Annotated in this window: 16 protein-coding genes; 4 read left to right on the forward strand and 12 right to left on the reverse strand. The window is 59.4% G+C overall.

Annotation, left to right across the window (positions count from 1 at the left end; genetic code table 11):
* Positions 1–66 precede the first annotated feature (66 nt).
* Entirely contained in the window at positions 67–312 is a 246-nt protein-coding gene (locus JQ624_RS38565; protein ID WP_249129806.1) for a hypothetical protein, read from the reverse strand.
* Between the two features lie 15 nt (positions 313–327).
* Here JQ624_RS38565 and JQ624_RS14530 point away from each other — a divergent pair, with 15 nt between their 5' ends.
* Positions 328–1,428: an agarase gene (locus JQ624_RS14530; RefSeq protein ID WP_312014419.1), complete on the forward strand. Its 1,101-nt coding sequence runs from the start codon at positions 328–330 to the stop codon at positions 1,426–1,428.
* A gap of 6 nt (positions 1,429–1,434) precedes the next feature.
* Here the strand turns inward: JQ624_RS14530 and ppsA are convergent, their stop codons facing one another.
* Positions 1,435–3,846 (reverse strand): phosphoenolpyruvate synthase, encoded by a 2,412-nt coding sequence (gene ppsA, locus JQ624_RS14535; RefSeq protein WP_212419582.1) that lies wholly within the window; start codon positions 3,844–3,846, stop codon positions 1,435–1,437.
* Positions 3,847–4,089: 243 nt separating this feature from the next.
* On the opposite strand from ppsA, the gene JQ624_RS14540 reads away from it, so the two are divergent.
* Both JQ624_RS14540 and JQ624_RS14545 read left to right on the forward strand, forming a co-directional pair.
* Entirely contained in the window at positions 4,090–4,689 is a 600-nt protein-coding gene (locus JQ624_RS14540; protein ID WP_212419583.1) for a hypothetical protein, read from the forward strand.
* Between the two features lie 138 nt (positions 4,690–4,827).
* Positions 4,828–5,118: a c-type cytochrome gene (locus JQ624_RS14545; protein ID WP_212419584.1), complete on the forward strand. Its 291-nt coding sequence runs from the start codon at positions 4,828–4,830 to the stop codon at positions 5,116–5,118.
* A 113-nt stretch (positions 5,119–5,231) separates the two neighbouring features.
* Here JQ624_RS14545 and JQ624_RS14550 read toward each other — a convergent pair whose 3' ends face one another.
* The 10 genes from JQ624_RS14550 to JQ624_RS14595 all read right to left on the reverse strand — a co-directional run bounded on the left by JQ624_RS14550 (position 5,232) and on the right by JQ624_RS14595 (position 14,729).
* A complete protein-coding gene (locus tag JQ624_RS14550; protein WP_212419585.1) occupies positions 5,232–7,352 on the reverse strand; it encodes an ABC transporter permease in 2,121 nt (706 codons plus the stop codon).
* Between the two features lie 31 nt (positions 7,353–7,383).
* A complete protein-coding gene (locus JQ624_RS14555; RefSeq protein ID WP_212419586.1) occupies positions 7,384–8,655 on the reverse strand; it encodes an efflux RND transporter periplasmic adaptor subunit in 1,272 nt (423 codons plus the stop codon).
* A 167-nt stretch (positions 8,656–8,822) separates the two neighbouring features.
* On the reverse strand, positions 8,823–9,026 hold the full coding sequence (locus JQ624_RS14560) for a hypothetical protein (protein WP_212419587.1): 204 nt from the start codon (positions 9,024–9,026) through the stop codon (positions 8,823–8,825).
* Between the two features lie 85 nt (positions 9,027–9,111).
* Positions 9,112–9,795 carry a helix-turn-helix domain-containing protein gene (locus JQ624_RS14565; RefSeq protein ID WP_212419588.1) on the reverse strand — a complete coding sequence of 228 codons (684 nt, stop codon included), beginning with the start codon at positions 9,793–9,795 and terminating at the stop codon, positions 9,112–9,114.
* Between the two features lie 259 nt (positions 9,796–10,054).
* A complete protein-coding gene (locus tag JQ624_RS14570; protein ID WP_212419589.1) occupies positions 10,055–10,399 on the reverse strand; it encodes a hypothetical protein in 345 nt (114 codons plus the stop codon).
* Positions 10,396–11,313 carry a DnaJ C-terminal domain-containing protein gene (locus tag JQ624_RS14575; RefSeq protein WP_212419590.1) on the reverse strand — a complete coding sequence of 306 codons (918 nt, stop codon included), beginning with the start codon at positions 11,311–11,313 and terminating at the stop codon, positions 10,396–10,398. The genes JQ624_RS14570 and JQ624_RS14575 overlap by 4 nt, the downstream gene beginning before the upstream one ends.
* Positions 11,310–12,416 (reverse strand): SbmA/BacA-like family transporter, encoded by a 1,107-nt coding sequence (locus tag JQ624_RS14580; RefSeq protein WP_212419591.1) that lies wholly within the window; start codon positions 12,414–12,416, stop codon positions 11,310–11,312. The genes JQ624_RS14575 and JQ624_RS14580 overlap by 4 nt, the downstream gene beginning before the upstream one ends.
* Before the next feature lie 72 nt (positions 12,417–12,488).
* Positions 12,489–13,718 (reverse strand): APC family permease, encoded by a 1,230-nt coding sequence (locus JQ624_RS14585; RefSeq protein ID WP_212419592.1) that lies wholly within the window; start codon positions 13,716–13,718, stop codon positions 12,489–12,491.
* A gap of 140 nt (positions 13,719–13,858) precedes the next feature.
* Complete coding sequence (locus tag JQ624_RS14590) at positions 13,859–14,086, reverse strand: DUF6894 family protein (protein ID WP_212419593.1); 228 nt, start codon at positions 14,084–14,086, stop codon at positions 13,859–13,861.
* Between the two features lie 301 nt (positions 14,087–14,387).
* Entirely contained in the window at positions 14,388–14,729 is a 342-nt protein-coding gene (locus JQ624_RS14595) for a cytochrome c (RefSeq protein WP_212419594.1), read from the reverse strand.
* A 196-nt stretch (positions 14,730–14,925) separates the two neighbouring features.
* Between JQ624_RS14595 and JQ624_RS14600 the strand changes: the two genes are divergently transcribed.
* Entirely contained in the window at positions 14,926–15,657 is a 732-nt protein-coding gene (locus tag JQ624_RS14600; protein ID WP_212419595.1) for a CBS domain-containing protein, read from the forward strand.
* The last annotated feature ends 61 nt before the right edge of the window (positions 15,658–15,718 follow it).

Raw genomic sequence — 15,718 nt, forward strand, 5'->3', positions numbered from 1 at the left:
CGAACGCGAAGACGATCTTGAGATATATCAAGAATTATCGACGGACCGATGCGATAAATTACTTGGTTATTTGACCGCTGGGGTATTCGATTGAAAAGGACAAAATGGGGTGGCATCGCCGACGGTCGCTTCCGAGGAAGCGGGTTTTTTCGCGTTGACGAACATGACGGTGTGTTTTGGCTGGTCGATCCCGACGGAGGGCGTTTCCTTTCCAAGGGCGTAAATACCGTCCGCTTCGATCAGGATCACGTCGGAAGCAGCAATCGCGTACCATATGCCGACACGTGCCTGAAGAAATACGGCAGCCAGCATATCTGGCGTACGTCGGTGGCCGACCGGCTGACGAGTTGGAAGTTCAACACGCTCGGCTGCTGGTCGGATGAACTTGTCGCCACCGCAGGATCGTCGCTGCTAGCGATCGCACCCAGTGCTGCACTCGGCGCCACGTTCCGGCTACACCGGCGCGACCAGATCTTTCCCGATGTGTTCGATCCCGCATTTTCCGCGCACATCCGGGAGAGCGCGAAGAATCATTGCGCAAAGCGGCGCAATGAGGCCGGATTACTCGGTACATTCATCGACAACGAACTGTATTGGTCACCCGATTGGCGAGGGGCCGACGAACTATTGACGCTGTTTCTGAACCTGCCATCTCACCGTCCGGGCCGGGTCGCGGCGATTGCAAGATTACAGGAGCACTATCGGGATTTTTCCCAGTTCAACGCAGTCTGGCGCACGCCGGCGCGATCATGGGAAGAACTCGGCTCAATCGGACGTATCGAAGCGCCGTTCTTCAGAATGCCGCCTGGCGGCCTGAACGACGCGCTTGAGACCAAAGCTAACCTCGCCAATCCAGCCCGCGCGGCATTTTCCGCCGATTGCGATGCCTTTGTTGCGGTCGTCGCCGAGCAATATTTCGCGTCGTGCGTCTCGGCCATCAAGGCTGTTGACCCCAACCATCTCGTGATTGGCTCCCGGTTCGGCTACCAGCCGCAATCCGGTGTGATTGCAGCAGCCGGCCGCTACCTCGATGTGATCTCGTTCAATTGCTATCACCTCGACGCCGGTCCAGTTATCGATGCTTATGCGGAATGTGGCAAGCCGTGCCTGATTTCCGAGTTCTCGTTCCGCGGCGACGATTCAGGCCTGCCCAATACCAGCGGTGCCGGACCGCGGGTGGCAAGCCAGGTCGAGCGCGCCCAGAGCTTCGAACGCTACGTTTCCGCTGCGCTGCGAAAACCGTCCATAGTCGGATATCACTGGTTCGAGCATGCCGATCAGCCAGCGGAGGGACGCTTCGACGGCGAGAATTCGAATTTCGGCATGGTGACAATCGAAGATGACGTCTATGCGGAGCTGACTGAAGCGATGACCCGGGTCAATGCGGCGGCGGAGCAAATTCATGCGGAGGCCGCCCACGCCGAATAGTGGTCGTTACGCCCTGGTTTTCGTGCAACTGGCTTCGGCCTCGACAACCGCCGCCATGGTGCGAAACACGCTTGAGGGATTGACGCTGATTGAATCGATGCCAAGCTGGGTCAGGTAGCGCGCGATCTCCGGATAATTTGCTGGAGCTTCTCCGCAGATGCCGACGTGACGTCCGTTTCGCTTGGCGCCCGTCACAGCCTGCCTGAACATCTCCAGCATGCCCGGATCGCGTTCATCGAAATCAAAGGCGACGATATCGGAATCCCGGTCGACGCCGAGCGTAAGCTGGGTGAGATCATTTGAACCGATCGAGAAGCCGTCGAACAGTTCCGAAAACGCGTCGATCTGGATGACGTTGTTTGGAATCTCGCACATCACATAGATCTCAAGCCCGCCTTCGCCGCGCTTGAGGCCGTTGGCCGCCATCGTCGCGATCACACGTCGGCCTTCCTCGACGGTTCGGCAGAACGGCACCATGACGCGCAAATTGGAAAGACCCATTTCCTCGCGCACCCGGCGCAGCGCCGCGCACTCCAGCTTGAACCCTTCGGCATAGGCAGGGTGGCTGTAACGCGAAGCCCCCCGGAATCCCAGCATCGGATTCTCCTCCTTCGGCTCGAATGCCTCGCCGCCGAGCAGGCTGGCGTATTCGTTGGTCTTGAAGTCGGAAAGCCGGACAATCACCGGCTTGGGATAGAATGCAGCGGCAATCGTGCCGACACCCTCCGCCAGCCTTTGAATGAAGAAATCGGAAGGACTCTTGAAGCCTTTGACCAGACGAGCGATGGCAGCTTTCGCCTTGGCCGAGACGATCATCTGCGGCTTGAGCAGCGCCATCGGGTGGACGCCGATATGTTCGCTGATGATGAACTCCATGCGCGCGAGGCCGACCCCGGCCTGCGGTTGCATCGCGACCCGGAAGGCCATTTCAGGCGTGCCGACATTGACCATGATTGCGGTATGCGGCCGCCGGAGTTCGCTCACGGGCGTCCGGGTGACGTCGAAGGCGACCTTTCCCTGATAGACGTTTCCAATCTCGCCCTCGGCGCAGGAGATCGTGACGTTTGTCCCCGTCTTGAGCTTCTCCGTCGCATGCATCGCGCCCACCACGGCGGGGATGCCCAGTTCCCGAGCCACAATCGCGGCATGACAGGTCCGGCCGCCCTTGTCGGTGATGACGCCGGCCGCAATCTTCATGACCGGTTCCCAATCCGGACTGGTCGACGGCGCGACCAAAATCTCGCCTGGCTTGAAGGCGGCGAGGTCTCGCGCTGTGGCAATCCGGCGGGTGGGTCCCGATACAATCTTTTCCCCCACCGCGCGACCGGTGACGATCACAGTCCCGCTTCCCTTGAGATCGTAGGTTTCGTAGACGTCCGGCGAACGCTGCGAGGCAACCGTCTCGGGCCGCGCCTGAATGATGTAGAGCTTGCCGTCGGCGCCGTCCTTGGCCCATTCAATATCCATGGGCATGGCAATGCCGGCATGTTTTGAATAGTGCTCCTCGATGTGCACGGCAATGTCCGCAAGGCGCAACACTTCCGTATCGGAGATGCAAAACCTTTGTTGCTCGGCGCTTGGCACCGTTCGAACAAGCGTTGCGCGGCTGCCGCCGCCCTTGCCGTAAATCATGCGGATTTGCTTGCCACCGAGCCGCCGCCGCAGGACGCAGCGAAATCCTTGCTTCAGGGTCGGCTTGTGAACGTAGAACTCGTCAGGATCGACCTTGCCCTGGACGATGGTTTCGCCGAGGCCGTAACAGCCCGTGATGAAAACCACATCGCGAAACCCGGATTCGGTATCGAGCGTGAAGATGACGCCACTGGCGCCAATATCCGAACGCACCATCTTCATCACCGCGACGGAGAGGGCGACCTTGAAGTGATCGAAGCCCTTGTCGAGGCGATAGGAAATCGCGCGATCGGTGAAGATCGAGGCAAAGCAGCGCCGGCAGGCCTCGAACAGGTCTTTCGTGCCGCGCACATTGAGGAAGCTTTCATGCTGGCCGGCAAAGCTTGCGGTCGGAAGATCTTCCGCCGTCGCAGAACTTCGTACGGCAACGGCGACGCCGGTTCCGGCTTCCCGCTCAAGCTGCCGATAAGCTTCCACGATCTGTTCGCGGAGAAGCGGCGTGTCCATCGCCCTGTATATGATCTCGCGGGCTTTGGCGGCCTTGCTCGCAAGCTGCTTGATCTTGCGCTTGTCGAGACCGTCCAGAAGCCGGTGAAGTTCGTCCGCGACATAGCCCTGCGACAGCGCATCGCGATAAGCCTCTGCCGTGATGGCAAAACCATTGGGGACAGCAACCCCTTGTGACGACAAAACGGAATACAATTCGCCTAGCGACGCGGTCTTGCCGCCGACAAGGCCGACGTCGTTCAATCCGAGTTCGAGGAATGATCTGATATATTTTGCCATTTGCCCAATAAATCAGGCTGAATTCAGCCGGTATTGACGAAGGTCAATCCTCGCGCACGTTCGCAGCGGAGTGCCTGACGGGGTCGTGAAGGGCAAAAATTTAGCCGCTAACCGGGGCGTCCCTCGGGGTATCGGAAAGGTGGAGAAGAATTGTACTTGACGCACATCAACCAATGGTGCGGGGCACCATGGTAATTGACAATTTGGACGATTAATCGCTTGGAAACCTGCGGAGATGCGCAAATGCCTATGCAAAGCAACATCCACTTCTACGTAAACTGGGCTAAAGAGCGCCTCGATGAAATGGACGCCACGCTGACGTCATTTGAGAACAAAGTCGCTGCAGTGCAAGCCGATGCCCGCGATAGGGCAGACAAGGTTCTTTCAGTAATGCGCGAAAAACGCGATGAATTTCGGAACATCGTCAAGAAACAGGCGGAAGCGAATGAGGCCGGCTGGATCACGGCTCAGGCGCAATTGGAGTCTGAATGGGGTTCCTTCGAGACCGAAGCAAAAAAATATGTCGAGAGCTTCGTCAAGCAGGTCGAGCAACAGCAGGCAACGTTTAAACTTCAGGCCGCCGCCCAACTGAACGCCTGGCGCGAAGCGGCCGACAAACTTGGCTCCGCTGCCAACGATTTCGCAGCTGAACGTCGGAACGAAATCGATGCGGCGCTGAAGCGTATGAACGCTGATGCCGTCGCAGCGGAGGCAAAGCTCCTGAAGCTGAGTGAGGCGGGAACCCAGTCCTGGTCCGTACTGACGGCCGCTCTAACGGAAACCCGGGCTACTTTCGATCGCGCCAATCAGGCGCTGCGGGAGCAGTTCAAGCGATCTGCCTGATCAAGACAGTTGGCCTTTCCGGCCTGACGGTCCTTTGGCGGGATTAGTCGCAGTGGCGAAAGGCGCCACTGCGTAACGATGTAGGATATGCCCGTGCGGTCGGTCAATCGAGAGCCTTGTTACAGGATCGCAGCGGCGATGGTCGCATGGCTCTGCCTTGGCGCGCACGTCAGGATCGCGAACGCTCAAGCAAATAATCTGCCTGCAATTGTTGAGATCTGTACGCCCTGTCATGGTGTGGATGGCACCGGGGGCGATGTTGAAAAGCCAAATCTCGCCGGACAAAAGAGCATCTATATTCGCGAGCAACTTTTGGCCTTCCGATCTGGCAAGCGCAAACACCCCGACATGAAATCGATCGCTCGGGACTTGTCAGACCGGGAGATTGATCAACTCGTAATCTATTACTCTACTTTATCGCCCAATTGACACCGTTCCGGTGGAGCGAGCGCTCTTGACCACACTTGCGTGCGGCGTGTCTTGCGCGAAGCATGGTTGGGCATCAGAAAGTCATGATACTAGCCGCCTCGTCTTTCTCGTGATTACTCGTAGCGTAACGCTTCGATTGGATCGAGCCGGGCGGCCTTCCGTGCAGGGTAGTAGCCGAAGAAGATGCCAACGGCTGCCGAGAACAGGAACCCGCCCGCGATGGCGGCGAGCGATATCGGTGCCGGCCAGCCGGTGAGGGCAGAAATGGCGAGGGAAAATGCCGCGCCGATGATAATTCCCACGATGCCGCCGCTGACGCTGATGAATATTGCCTCAGCAAGAAACTGCAGCAGGACATGCAGCCTTCGCGCACCGATCGCCATCCGTAACCCGATCTCCCGCGTCCGTTCGGTCACTGAGACGAGCAGGATATTCATGATGCCGATGCCGCCGACCACAAGCGATATCGACGCCACCGCGGCCAACAGAAGCGCCATGATGCGGCTGCTGCCTTCCGCGGTCTCCGCGATCTGGCTGAGATTTCGCACGGAAAAATCGTTGACGCTACCCGGCCTGATGCGGTGACGGCGCGCCAGGATTTCAGTCGCCTGGCTGATCGCGGTCTGGATGCTGGTCTGATCTACCGCCTGCACATAAATCTGGTTCACGAACCCTATCATGCGCGGTTGAAGGCCGTAAGGGTTTGGCGCCGCCGGATAGATCCAGTTGATGGCCGTTTGCTGCTGGCTCGGAGACGCAACGCCGAGAATTTTGCGCTCGGCCGTTGTGAAAGGAACCATGATCAGATCATCCTGGTCCTGTCCGAAGGATGTCTGTCCCTTGGTGTCGAGGATTCCGACCACCTGCAATGCGACGCCCCTCGCTTGCACCGTGGCGCCGATCGGATTCTGAAAAGTGCCGAACAATTGCCGGCGCACGGTCTCGCCGAGGACCGCGACAAGTGCCGCGCTTCGCTCATCCTCCGGCGTGATCGCCCGCCCGGCTGCGATCTGCCAGTTCGTCATCGGCGGGTAATTGGAACTTACCCCCTGGATGCCGGTGGTCCAGTTCTGGTTTGAAAACCGAATCTGCCCGGACTGGCGGATGAGATAACTCACCTCACCCGCGGCAGGCGCCTCTCGTCGGATCGCATGGACATCGGCGACGGTCAGCGTCGAGGCGCTTCCGGACCCACCGCGGGCGCCCCCGCTGGTGGCCGCCCCGGGCAGTATGACAACGAGGTTGGTTCCCAGTCTTGCGATCTCCTTGCGAACCGCCTCGTTGGCCCCCTGGCCGACGGACACCATGACGATCAATGCGGCCACGCCAATGAAGACGCCGAGCATCGTCAGCGCCGAGCGCATCTTGTTGCGCCAGATTGCCTCTGCCGCCGCGGTCATTACCATCCAGGCAAACGGCCAGGAGGCGCCCGACAGCCCGACATAGCGCTGAGGCGCTGCCGGTTTCGAGAGAGAGGCCAAGTCGCTCGTTGTCCGGGTTGCAGGGACTGCGGTCCGGGGCGCCCGTTCGCGCGCGGTGTTTCTCACATCGGAGATGATCTGACCGTCGCGCATGGTCAGCACGCGATCGGCAAAGGCCGCAATATCAGGCTCGTGCGTAACCACGATGATGGTGACGCCTTGTTGCCGATTGAGCGAGCTGAGCGTCTGCATAATCTCGTTTGAATTTCGGGTATCGAGATTGCCGGTCGGTTCATCCGCCAGCAACAGACTCGGCTGGTTGATCAGGGCGCGGGCGATCGCGACCCGCTGCTGCTGCCCGCCCGACAGCTGGCCCGGCGTGTTGCGTTCACGGTCGCGTAGCCCGAGCTTGTCCAGAACCGCGCGTGCCCGGTCGAAGCGTACGCGCGCATGGCCCTGACCGGACATCGCGTACAGAAGGGGCAAGGCAACATTGTCGATCGCACTGGTGCGCGGCAGCAAATTGAAGCTCTGGAACACGAATCCAAGCCGCTCGCTTCGCAGGCCGGCGAGATCCGGCTCGGCAAGCTGCGCGACCTCGATGCCATCGAACCAGTAACGACCGCTTGTCGGCCGGTCGAGGCAGCCGAGGACCGACATCAGCGTCGACTTGCCCGACCCCGACGCTCCCATGATGGCGATGAACTCGCCGTGTTCGACGGTCAGGCTGACGTCCCGGAGCGCAAAAACGTCGATGTCGCCGACGTGATATGTCCGCGACACCTTCTCAATTTTGATGACCGGCTCCGCCATGCACGTCAATCGCTGCCTTGTAGCCGCACAATCAGAGTCGCGGTCGAGGCACCGCAGAGCGCCCGTTCACCGAAGTCTGCTGTTCGGCAATGATTACCTTGTCGTCGACCTTCAGATCGCCCTGGACAATTTCCGTGAACTCGTCGTCGTCGAGTCCGCCCGTCACCTGAACCGGCGCCGGCGTTCCGTCGCGAAGCACCCAGACCCGTGGTTGCTTGGTTTCGTGAGGGACGGTTCCGGTCGGCACATAGCGCAAGGCCTGGTTCGGAACGCGGAGCACCGCACTGCGCTGATCGACGATGATCCGGGTTGCGGCCGTCAGGCCCGGCTTGAGCGCCAGGTCGGAGTTGTCGACGCTGACGACGACGTCGTAGGTGACAACGTTTTGTACCGTTTGTGGGGACTGGCGGACCTGAGTGACCCGGCCTTCGAAGGCGCGCCTGGAATATGCATCGACGGTAAATGTCGCCTTGTTGCCGTTCCTGATGCCGCCGATGTCGCTTTCGCTGACATTGGCGTCGACCTGCATCTTGGTAAGGTCAGTCGCGATCAGGAACAGGGTAGGGGTCTGGAAGCTCGCCGCGACGGTCTGCCCCATGGTCACGTTGCGCGAGACAACGGTGCCATCGACCGGCGAGATAATGTTGGTGTAATCGAGATTGACCTGCGCTGCGTCGAGCACCGCCTGGCGCTGCTGAATGGTGGCTTCGTCGAATATGATCTGCGCCTGTGCCTGATCGTATACGCTTTTTGCGTTGTCGTAGGCGTCTCTCGACACGGCGTTGGTCTGCACGAGAGTTGCGTGGCGTTCCAGCGAGAGCTTGGCATACACCAGCGATGCTTTGTCCTTCTCCAGTTGGGCTTTCGCGACGGCGAGGTTCGCCTTTCCCTGATCGACCATGCTTTGATACGGGCGCGGATCGATCTTGGCGCAGGACTGTCCACGCTTGACTTGCGTATTGTAGTCGCAGCTCAGTTCCTGGATGACTCCGGATACGTAAGTTCCGACAATGATCGTCAATTCGGGGTTGACGGTCCCTGTTGCGCTAATGCTGCGGGCGATTGGTCCAATCGTGACGGGCGCGGTCGCATAGCGAATTCCCGAACCGCTGCCAACGGACCACCAGACGGAGATCGTCCCAACGGCAAGCAGAAGCGCCACCGCTACGCCGATCGCCCAGTACCGGGCCGTTCCGCGTTTCTGCGCCGCCGGCTCCCGAACCCCACGCTCGGTTGCCGGGAAGGGTACAATTTGCAGCGCATCCTTGCCGCCGGATTCGCCAGGGCCCGACTGCTTGTTCATCTCGCCTAAACCTCACGGCAACAATTACTAAATGTAGCCCGCTGGTGACCGAGGCAGTTGATCGGCATCAAGGTGATCGGACCTGGTTTCCGCTGAAAGCGACGCTGCCGCCGGTAGAAAAGTAGTGTGAGGTGTGCAGCGGAGCTAACCAGACCGTTCCGGACGGTTCATGGCGTCGGTAACGCAAGTGCAAGCCTTCGGTCCTCAAGCCGCGCCTTGGTCTTGATGATCTGGGCAGTCTGCGAATATTCGTTGCCGGTGTTGACGCGGGCCGCAATCCCGAAGCCCGCGACGCCGATGCCCGCCACCAAGGCAGCGACCACAATTTTCATGTGGGTCGTGCGATCTGCGCTATAGATCGAGTGGTTCATGGCGGACCTCCAGAAAGTTTCGATTCTTGAAGTCGTCGTATTGCTTTCCTATGCGGCTGCGATCGGGTGAACGAGAGAGGTGCCCTCACGCATCCATATTGTGCAGGCGCTGCCGGTTGCGAAGCACGATCTGACGGGCGCCGGAGAAGGCAAGCACGCCATCATTGTGAAGTTGTGACAGGGCGCGCGAGACTGTTTCAAGCGTGAGCCCCAGATAGTCTCCGATGTCCCTGCGGCACATCGGAAGCGCCATCATGCCAGTCGCGGCCAGACGACGGTCCATCTCAAGCAGGAAGCTTGCGACGCGCTCCATCGCGTTCTTGCGGCCGAGAAGCAGCATATGGTCTTCGGCACGTCCAAGCTCGCCGGCTGTCATGGTCCAGAGGCTGCGGGCAACCTGGGCGGTCATGCCGGCTGCCTGCTCGAGGCTGCGGCGCTTCACCAGGCGAACCGTGGTGTCAACGATAGCTTCCGCGGTCAGCCGATGGGTCGGTCCGGACTCCAGCCCGAAGACGTCGCCCGGAAGGTAGAATGCGCCAATCTGCCGCCTGCCGTCGGATAGCAGTTTGTAACTTCGGACCGAACCGCAAATGACCTGATAGACGTAGTCCGAAGGCTCATCCTCCCCATAGATTTCCTCATCCTTCTTGTAGGAGAATTCCGTGGCGACAAGACCCGCATGGCCGGCAATCGCATGGAATTGGTCGGGGCGGCCGGCAGTGGCGACTTTGGGATTTGCGACGGGAGCGCTGATCGATTGAGTGAGCATGTGCCATCTCCTGAACGAGCTGATGGCCAATTGTTAGTTCAGGTCACTGCGTCGCGAAATTTCGTTTCTTTTCTTAGGGGCGGGTCCCTAAGTAGTTTACCGGAGGTGGTCTCCAGCCTTCGAAAGCGCTCTCGGCACATCCTAAAGGCAAATGACGGATACGGATCCCAATCAATTGCACCGGCTTCTGCGGTCCAATGGATGGGGCCGATGTAGGCTAGCGCGGGCATCAGGCGCCGTTGCCGAAAAAACAATGCAGTTAAGTCTGGTCGATCCCGGCAAAATCGCCACCCGACGACATCGCGGCGATAATGGCCGCTTGGATGGTCTTGTCCTGCAACGCTACGGCACGGGTCAGCGACATCAGGCGCCGGCGGGTATCATAGAGCTGATCGAGCAGGGACAGCACCACCGGGAGCGCGCCGCTATCAATCTCGAGCTCGTAAGTCAGGGTGCAGATCAGACGGATCCGGGCGCATTCCATGTCCGAGAACGACAAACCGGCGTCCTGCTGCGGAGCGACCAGTTCGTCGCGGATCCAGCCCTCAAGATCGCCGCGTTGCAGCGAGGGTATGGTCGTCAGAAGGTCGTCGATAGCCATCATCTCTCCATCTCCCTGCGCGGATCCTGCTCGTTTTTCGGTTGCCATGTCTCGAGAAACGCGACCAGTTCGGGTTCTTCGGCTGTGGGCAGCACCACCTTGAGGGTGATCAGCTGATGCCCGCGCTGTCCGGTTTTGCGGTTGCGAATGCCTCTTTCACGCAGCCGCAACGTGGTGCCCGTATTCGATCCCTTCGGGACGGTCACCGTCACCGGTTGACCTATTGTCGGCACCTGGATCCGACCGCCGAGCATCGCTTCCCTCAGGGTCACGGGAACCTCGACATGGATGTTCTCATCCTTGCGGTGAAAGAACGGATGCGGCTGGATATGCAGCTCGACATAGGCATCGCCCGGCGGACCGCCGCCATAGCCGGGCATTCCCTGTTCTTTCAGCCGCAGCATCTGCCGGTCCTCGGCGCCCTCGGGCACAGTCACCTGCAAGGTCTTGCCCTCCGGCAGCGTGATGGCGTGCGTGGCGCCGTTGGCAGCGTCCAGGAAGGCCACAGGAAGCACATAGCTCACATCCTGGCCGCGTGCCCGAAACGCGTCCCGTGAGCGTTGACCCCTGCCGGCAAACGCCTTTGCCAGGAATTCCTCCAGATCCTCGTTGCTGTCGAAACCGTCCTGCGCGGCATGCGAGGTGTAGGCGGGCCCGTCGGCGAAGTCGCGATAGAATCGCTCCTGCGGCCGCTCCGCGCCACTGGCGTCGATCTCACCCGCATCGAACCTCCGCCGCTTCTCCTTGTCCCTGAGCAGATCGTTGGCAGCCGAGATGTCCTTGAATTTTGCCTCCGCCTCCTTGTCGCCCGGGTGGAGATCCGGATGAAACTTGCGCGCCAGTTTCTTGAAGGCGTCCTTGATCTCCTTGTCGGTCGCGGATCCGCTTACGCCGAGGGTCTGGTAAGGGTCTTTCATTCTTCCGATCCCTTCAAATCAGCCCGCGCGCGATCAATTTGATCCAGCCCAAGCAGCAGCGATGCGACGCGATTGGCGGAGGAGGCCCATTCCGCAAGCCGTGCGTAATTGTCGGTGAACCAATTGAACGCGCTCGTCACCATGACGAAGGCGGCTGCCGCCTGAACCACTTCCCCGAGGCTCATCTCACCTGCAAGATACTTTGGGGTACAGAGCAGCAGGCCGATGACCGGCGTAATCAGGACACTGGCGTGCGTGATCAGAGTCAACCGCATCAGCTGCCAACAATAGGTTAGCCAAATGGCGATCACCGCCTTCAAGGCCGAGCCAACTGCCTGGCGACCGTCCTTCTGGTCATCCTTGAGCGCGGTACCTTCACCAGTTTCGCGCAGGTGGGTCCCGATCGATCTCAGTTCGGCTTCGCATCGCTTGTTTTCCTCCAGCACGTGGACCAGGTGTTGGGCAATCAGAAAAGTTGCGGCCGAAAGCAGGATGGAATAGACGACAACCGATATGACAAGGTAGCCGGGAATATTGAGCGTGAAGCCGTCGAAGCTTACGATCAAGCCATCCCCAACAGACCAGAGCACGCCGATAAACGTAATCGCCGTGAGGAACGACGAGAGCAGTCCGATCGTAAGATCAATGGGAAGATCTGTCGCGATCCTTACGTCCTCGGCGATCCGAAACTCGGGAGCTTGATGGTCCCCGCGCACGAATCTCAGCCGGACATAGCGATCGTTTTCCAGCCAATAGTCGTAGAGACGGTTGCTCATCCACTCGCGCCATGTGCGCTGCATGGTCATCCGGGCCCAGACCGAAAAAATAGCGAGGAAAATACTGGCAGCGGCCAACGGAACGAACCGCAGCGTCTGCATCCAGAGCTCCGCCGCATCCTTGCGCTCTACGGCATTGAAGAAGTCGCGATTCCAGAAATTCAACCCGTACTGGGTCCATAGCTGCAGGAGCACCGTGGCGATCAATAGGACGACCAGCAGCCAGGCGCGCCACGCGGAACGGCCCTTCCAGAAGCCGGAAGCACTTTGCCAGAAGCGGGAGAGCAACTGCCCTTCGTCCGGAGCAATGTAAGCCTGATCTGGCATCTCGCTTCGTGTTGATGGCGGCGGAGCCTGCTGAGTGGATGGTACGATACCTCGATCGGACATTTGGCGTACCTACTTCAGGAAGGCAAACGCCATCATGGCAATGCAGGTTGCAAATCCGGCTGCCGGAACGAGAACCGGGACGGTTATATGTGGCGTTTTGGACTGCACACCGCGATAGCGAAGCCGGAGCAATGATAGATTGACCAGCGCAAAGACTACAAGGGTTGCCAGAGATGTGCCCTCTGCAAGGGATGCCAGTGGTACGAACAGCGCAAGGGGGGCGACCATCACTACAATGAGCACTGTCGCGACCCAGGGAGTTCCGGTCCGTGGACTCACCCGCGCGAGGACGGCAGGCAACTGGCGCTCCCGCGCGACACCGTAGATGACCCGAGCCGCCATCGTCATCTGCGCAAGGATCGTGTTCAGCGTTGCGACAATGGCGATCGCGCTGATTGTTGCGGGGCTGACACCGGCCACTTCACGGAACACCAGACTCAGCGGTGCCGACGAGGACGACAGGCGTTCAATCGGCACGGCGGTCACCGCGACCGCTGCGACAACTACATACAGGATTGTCGAGATAAGCAACGTCAGTATCATGGCACGCGGGATGTCGCGGTGCGGAACCTTCGCTTCCTCGACAACGTTTGCAAGGTCCTCGAAGCCGATAAAAGCAAAAAATGCGAGCAAGCTACCGAAGGCGATTCCTGACAGCCCGGCCGCATTCAGCGGTGGCATGTGTGCGGTCGTTGCGACAATGGGAAGGTCCGCATAAACGGCGGCGACGACAACGATAACAAGTCCACCGACCTCGATCAGCGTGAAGATACTCGCCAGAACGACGGATTCCAGAATTCCCCAGCACGCCACGCCTCCAAGAATCGCCAGAACCGCGATCACGATTATAGATTTGGGAAAACTGACGAATTGCTGGATATAGCCGGCGGATCCGAGCGTTACGGCCGCCGAGGAAATCACCCCGATAGCAACGGTCAGCAGGCCGACGGTCGTCGAGAATCCACGCGATCGGAAGGCTGCCCTGACGTAAGCCGCTTCGCCGGCGCTGACCGGAAAACGTGTTGATAATTCCGCGTAGGAGGCGACGGTCAGACCCATCACCGCCGCCGCAAGGACGAACGACCACGGAGCATGAATCCGGGCATGGCCCGCCACCTCGCCGATCAGTACATAAATGCCGGCGCCAACCGTAATTCCTGTCCCGTATAAAACAAGTAGAGGCAACCCAAGACGGCGGCGCAAAGGCACGAAGGCTTCAGTCGATCGCTCGCTCATCATTCGAAACCCCAGGGCCGCGATTGCCTGCGCTTGCGCCAGTTCTTCCGCGGAGCGCCTGGTATCCGGTGTTGCCCCTGGAAGACCATGATTGCGCGGATCGCTCTTGCTCTCTCTAAAGGGATTGCCTGGGTCCGGGAATATCAGGTCGGTTCCTGAACATCGGGGTAGACTCGTTCTCGATGCACCTCCGCGCCCGACTCGTCGATGACAACGATAGCAAGGGCGGGGTCTTTGCGTGGCTGCTCGCTGCCTAACCGCCGTGCAAGCTCCTTGCTGTGCTCGATTGCATTCGCGATCGCAGGAAACTCCAGCCCAGCTCTATCCCGGATCGGAATGCCGTCCTTCCTGTCAAAGTAAAATGTCGGCATCAATGGTTCCTGTAAAATTCTCACAGAATTGAGCGGATGCTCTTGAAAGCCGATGAGACCCCAAGAGCATCCGCGAATTTGACGTCCAGGCAAGCGTGCTCCGTATCACATCGGCCGCGAGCTTCCCTTACGCTTGCGTCCAATAAATCAATGCGAAGGAACCGACCATGCGATAGATCAAACATCGCCCTGCGTTGGCGGTCTCCCGTACCCGGCAATCATGCGGGAAAATCCAGACAAGCGGACATCTGGACGCGGCGGGTGGGCAATCTGGGCGAGAGATCAAATCCAGCGCGACGCCTTATTCCAGCGACTTCAGAAAGCTGATGAAGTCGCCGACCTGGCCGGGATCCAGCCGAAACTCGGGCATCCTTGGGTGGCCCGTCGACAACCCTTCGCCGAGTGCGTCTTCCAGCGTTTCGACCGGATAGCGTTTGTGAAGAGTCCGAAATGGAGGCGCGGCAGTGCGAGGGCTTCGGGTAGCTCTGTCGATCGAGTGACACTGCGAACAGTTGGCTTGCGCGAAGGCTTTGCCGCGCCGGACGCTTTGTGCGTCGGCAAATGCCGGAAAACCGGTGGCGATGTTTGAAATGATAAATATCGAAAGAAAATGCGGCGCAACCCTGCGTCGGTGCGTGCTCATTGGAATGGCTCTTTCAGCTAACCCGGGCAGTTTCCCGCCGTGGAATCAGATATTTTCATCGTCCCATCCATTCGGCCAGGTCATTTGATGCAAATCAATCCCGATAGCCCTGGTTCGACCGCCGGATCGTGCTTGACCTGCGTCAATAGCAAGGAGTCCGTCTTGATTAGTCTTTGATCCAAAATTGGAGGCTTGAATGCGCGCGCATCAAATCATGACCCGCAAGGTGATCACGGTGAAGGCCGATACATCGATCCGGGATGCTGCAAATCTCATGCTGCAACAGCATATTAGCGGGCTTCCCGTGGTTGACGAGGCCGACAGGCTGATCGGTATTGTCTCGGAAGGTGACTTTATCTGCCGCGGTGAGATCGGCACGCAAACACCGCGCATCAGGTGGCTCGACTTTCTCATGGGTCCCGGGAAATCGGCCGTCGATTTCGTGCGTGAGCACGGTCGGAAGGTCGGCGAGATTATGACGCACGACGATCTCTGCACTGTGACAGAGGACACGCCACTGGAGGAACTGGTGCGATTGATGGAACGGAGGAATGTCAAGCGTGTGCCTGTTGTGCGCGAAGCTGCTTTGGTCGGGATTGTGACGCGGACTGACCTGCTTCGCGCCGTCGCAAGTCTTGCTCGGGATATTCCGGATCCGACAGCCGACGATGACCACATTCGCAACCGTGTGATCGCATCCATTGAGAAGAACGAATGGAAGCCGGCGCAGCTTGGTGTCACGGTACGAGACGGGATCGTGCATCTGAGCGGTATGATCACGGATGAGCGCTCTCGGCAGGCGAGCATCGTCGCCGCTGAAAATGTCGACGGCGTCAAGTTGGTCCACGATCACCTCTACCTGTTTGACGCGATGTCCGGGCTTTGGTTCCGGTCGCCGGAGGATGAGGGATGGGCAAGGGCCGGATAGCGCGGTTGTTCCGCCAATGCCCCGGTGATGTCGGTTCGTTTATCTCTTAGCTGCGGACATG

This window comes from Bradyrhizobium sp. AUGA SZCCT0283 (assembly GCF_018130385.1).
GTDB lineage: Bacteria > Pseudomonadota > Alphaproteobacteria > Rhizobiales > Xanthobacteraceae > Bradyrhizobium.

Excerpts from the sequence above, each read along its gene's own strand:
- JQ624_RS14600 (WP_212419595.1), top strand. The coding sequence starts at position 14,926 with ATGCGCGCGCATCAAATCATGACCCGCAAGGTGATCACGGTGAAGGCC.
- ppsA (WP_212419582.1), bottom strand. The coding sequence starts at position 3,846 with ATGGCAAAATATATCAGATCATTCCTCGAACTCGGATTGAACGACGTC.
- JQ624_RS14590 (WP_212419593.1), bottom strand. The coding sequence starts at position 14,086 with ATGCCGACATTTTACTTTGACAGGAAGGACGGCATTCCGATCCGGGAT.
- JQ624_RS14545 (WP_212419584.1), top strand. The coding sequence starts at position 4,828 with ATGGTCGCATGGCTCTGCCTTGGCGCGCACGTCAGGATCGCGAACGCT.
- JQ624_RS14560 (WP_212419587.1), bottom strand. The coding sequence starts at position 9,026 with ATGAACCACTCGATCTATAGCGCAGATCGCACGACCCACATGAAAATT.
- JQ624_RS14585 (WP_212419592.1), bottom strand. The coding sequence starts at position 13,718 with ATGATGAGCGAGCGATCGACTGAAGCCTTCGTGCCTTTGCGCCGCCGT.
- JQ624_RS14565 (WP_212419588.1), bottom strand. The coding sequence starts at position 9,795 with ATGCTCACTCAATCGATCAGCGCTCCCGTCGCAAATCCCAAAGTCGCC.
- JQ624_RS14550 (WP_212419585.1), bottom strand. The coding sequence starts at position 7,352 with ATGGCGGAGCCGGTCATCAAAATTGAGAAGGTGTCGCGGACATATCAC.
- JQ624_RS38565 (WP_249129806.1), bottom strand. The coding sequence starts at position 312 with ATGCTGGCTGCCGTATTTCTTCAGGCACGTGTCGGCATATGGTACGCG.
- JQ624_RS14540 (WP_212419583.1), top strand. The coding sequence starts at position 4,090 with ATGCCTATGCAAAGCAACATCCACTTCTACGTAAACTGGGCTAAAGAG.
- JQ624_RS14570 (WP_212419589.1), bottom strand. The coding sequence starts at position 10,399 with ATGATGGCTATCGACGACCTTCTGACGACCATACCCTCGCTGCAACGC.
- JQ624_RS14555 (WP_212419586.1), bottom strand. The coding sequence starts at position 8,655 with ATGAACAAGCAGTCGGGCCCTGGCGAATCCGGCGGCAAGGATGCGCTG.
- JQ624_RS14575 (WP_212419590.1), bottom strand. The coding sequence starts at position 11,313 with ATGAAAGACCCTTACCAGACCCTCGGCGTAAGCGGATCCGCGACCGAC.
- JQ624_RS14580 (WP_212419591.1), bottom strand. The coding sequence starts at position 12,416 with ATGCCAGATCAGGCTTACATTGCTCCGGACGAAGGGCAGTTGCTCTCC.
- JQ624_RS14595 (WP_212419594.1), bottom strand. The coding sequence starts at position 14,729 with ATGAGCACGCACCGACGCAGGGTTGCGCCGCATTTTCTTTCGATATTT.